This is a genomic window from Pantoea sp. CFCC18177, from assembly GCF_059412425.1.
Map to the genome: position 1 here is coordinate 1 of NZ_JBNBPL010000059.1, position 560 is coordinate 560.

Sequence of the window (560 nt, forward strand, 5' to 3'; positions counted from 1 at the left end):
TTGAGAGACTCGAACATGTCATCATTCATTTCTTATTACGGAGAAATGAACCGACACGTCGTTTCAATTTTCAGCTTGTTCCGGATTGTTAAAGAGCAATAACTTCGCAATGCACTTAAAAATGCATTCGGAAGTTAGTTATCAACGTGGGGTTCGTTGATGGTGGAGCTAAGCGGGATCGAACCGCTGACCTCCTGCGTGCAAGGCAGGCGCTCTCCCAGCTGAGCTATAGCCCCATAGAGTTTGTGCAAAACGCTGCTTACCAGGAGAATTCTTTCGAGTTCAAGGCGTGTCGATGCGAAGCATACGTAATGTATGCGAGCCGTCGGCACAACGCGGAAATCGGAAGAATTTGGTAGGCCTGAGTGGACTTGAACCACCGACCTCACCCTTATCAGGGGTGCGCTCTAACCACCTGAGCTACAAGCCTGCAGGCGTTTTACGCTCTTCTTTAATTTCATCAGACAATCTGTGTGAGCACTTCGCGGGAAAGTATCTTCAGGTAAGGAGGTGATCCAACCGCAGGTTCCCCTACGGTTACCTTGTTACGACTTCACCCC

At 49.1% G+C, this 560-nt stretch carries 2 tRNA genes and 1 rRNA gene; all 3 read right to left on the minus strand.

Annotated features, from left to right (window positions below):
- Positions 1-160: 160 nt before the first annotated feature.
- Positions 161-236, minus strand: a tRNA-Ala gene (locus ACPUC8_RS26015).
- 117 nt (positions 237-353) lie between these two features.
- Positions 354-430, minus strand: a tRNA-Ile gene (locus ACPUC8_RS26020).
- Between the two features lie 73 nt (positions 431-503).
- Positions 504-560 (minus strand): 16S ribosomal RNA (locus ACPUC8_RS26025); the annotation flags it as partial.